Origin of the sequence: Xenorhabdus sp. PB62.4 (assembly GCF_014467285.1) — a bacterium.
Taxonomy (GTDB): domain Bacteria; phylum Pseudomonadota; class Gammaproteobacteria; order Enterobacterales; family Enterobacteriaceae; genus Xenorhabdus.
Genome location: NZ_NKHR01000070.1, coordinates 1 through 2370 on the forward strand (window position 1 = coordinate 1; position 2370 = coordinate 2370).

1 protein-coding gene is annotated in these 2370 nt (G+C 55.1%); it reads left to right on the forward strand.

The annotated features are described in order from the left end of the window. A partial coding sequence (locus Xenpb_RS19170) for a toxin TcdB middle/C-terminal domain-containing protein (protein ID WP_304952559.1) occupies positions 1 to 2370 on the forward strand: 2370 nt, incomplete at both ends.

A 2370-nucleotide genomic window follows, 5' to 3' on the forward strand; every position in this document is an offset into this window, starting at 1 on the left:
GGGCGGGACTGGCTGATTTGGTCATGATTGGACCCCGCAGTGTCCGTTTGTACGCTAACCAACCAACGGGCTGGAAAAAAGGCAGCACCGTTATCCAGTCCGACGGCATGACATTACCGATCCCCGGCGCGGATGAACGAAAACTGGTGGCCTTTGCTGATATGCTGGGTACCGGCCAGCAACATCTGGTGGAGATTGCTGCTGACGGTGTGATGTGCTGGCCTAATCTCGGACACGGCCGTTTTGGGCACCCCGTCAAGCTGGAAGGTTTAACGGTTTCAACCAAAAACTTTAATCCCGATCAGGTGTATCTGGCCGATATTGACGGCTCCGGCACCACCGATATTCTCTATGTCCACAGCACCTATCTGGAGCTGTTTATCAATGAGAGCGGCAATCAATTTTCGGCACCGGTGCGTATCAATCTGCCTGAGAATGTCCTGTTTAACCGGACGTGTCAGTTACACATCGCTGATACGCAGGGATTGGGCGTATCCAGCATTATTCTGACAGTTCCCCATATGGCGGTGCAGCACTGGCGGTTGGATATGACCCAACACAAACCCGGGTTGCTGAATACCATCAACAACAATATGGGCGCGGAGACCACCCTGTTTTACCGCAGTTCGGCACAGTTCTGGCTGGATGAAAAACACCAGGCCGAAAACGTGGGACGTGCTGTAACCAGTTATCTGCCCTTCCCTGTTCATGTCTTGTGGCGTACCGAAGTATTGGATGAAATCACGGGTAACCGGCTGACATCAGAGCAGGATTATGCCCATGGTGCCTGGGATGGCAGAGAGCGTGAGTTCCGGGGATTTGGCCGGGTCAGACAGAAAGATACTGATAAGCTGGCACTGGCAACCCATTCGTCAGTCACCGATCCCCTGTCGCCAGCCATCACGATCAGCTGGTTTGCCACGGGAGTTCCCGCCGTTGATACCCTGTTGGCAAATGAATTCTGGCACGGGGACAAACAGGCTTTCCCGCCCTTTACCTGCCGTTTTACGCATTTTGACCCTGATAAAGAACAGGATGTCACGTTCGTGCCCTCAACGGAGGAGGCTTACTGGCTGCACCGGGCATTAAAAGGCCAACCGTTACACAATGAAGTCTATGGTGACGATGACACGGTGCTCGCGGGCGTGCCGTATACTGTTATGGACAGCCGGCCCCAGGTCAGGCTGATTGCGGGTTTGCCGGGCAACTCGCCGACAGTCTGGCCCAGTGTGATTGAGCAAAGAACCTGGCAATATGAACGTATTGCCGAAGATCCGCAATGTCATCAGCAGGTGGTCCTGAATAGTGACCGCTACGGTTTCCCACGGGAGACCGTCGAGATTGCTTATCCCCGCCGCCCTAAACCCGCTGTCTCGCCTTACCCGGATACGCTGCCGGAGACATTATTTGACAGCAGCTATGATGAGCAGCAACAGCAATTGCGGCTTACCCGGCAACGGCAAGGTTACCATCACCTGACTCACACGGAATATCAGGTACTGGGACTGACGGATGTCGTGCGAAGCGATGCCTGGGCCTACCCGGCAGAACGGGTACCTCGTGAAGGTCTTACGGTAGAGGACTTGCTGGCCGCAAACAGTCTGATAGCGCCGGGGACGCCCCTGACCTATTTGGGGCATCAGCGTGTGGCCTATACCGGCCCCGAAGAAAACCCGACCCGGCAGGCATTGGTGGCTTATACCGAAACCGCGGTTTTTGATGAGCTGGCGTTGCAGGCCTTTAATGGCACATTAACCCCTGAAGCCTTGGAAAAGAAATTAATTGAAGCGGGTTATTTGTATATTCCTCGACCGTTCAATACCGGGGCGGAATCGGCGGTTTGGGTTGCCCGTCAGGGCCATACCGATTACGGCGGGGCGGAGGCGTTTTACCGTCCGTTGGCCCAGCGCGCTACGGTGCAGGTTGGAAAAAACGTCATTCATTGGGATACCCATTATTGTGCCGTCATTCGCATGCAGGATGCTGCCGGCCTATATACAGATACCACCTATGATTACCGCTTCCTGACCCCCGTTCAGATAACGGATGCGAATGACAACCAACAACACATCACCCTGAATGCGCTGGGGCAGGTGTCATCCAGCCGGTTCTGGGGGACAGAGGCAGGCACCCCGCAGGGTTACACCCCGCCTGAAAAGTACCCATTTACACCGCCATCCTCCGTGGAGGAGGCACTCGGATTAAACCCCCATCTGCCGATCGCTAACTGCATGGTCTATGCGCCGCTGAGTTGGATGCCGTTGGCGCACACCTATCAGGAATATATAGCCGGCTTTACGAGGCAGGCACTGCTTGACGCGGGAGTAGTGACGGAAGATAAACGGGTTTGTGCGCTGGGTTTCCGTCGCT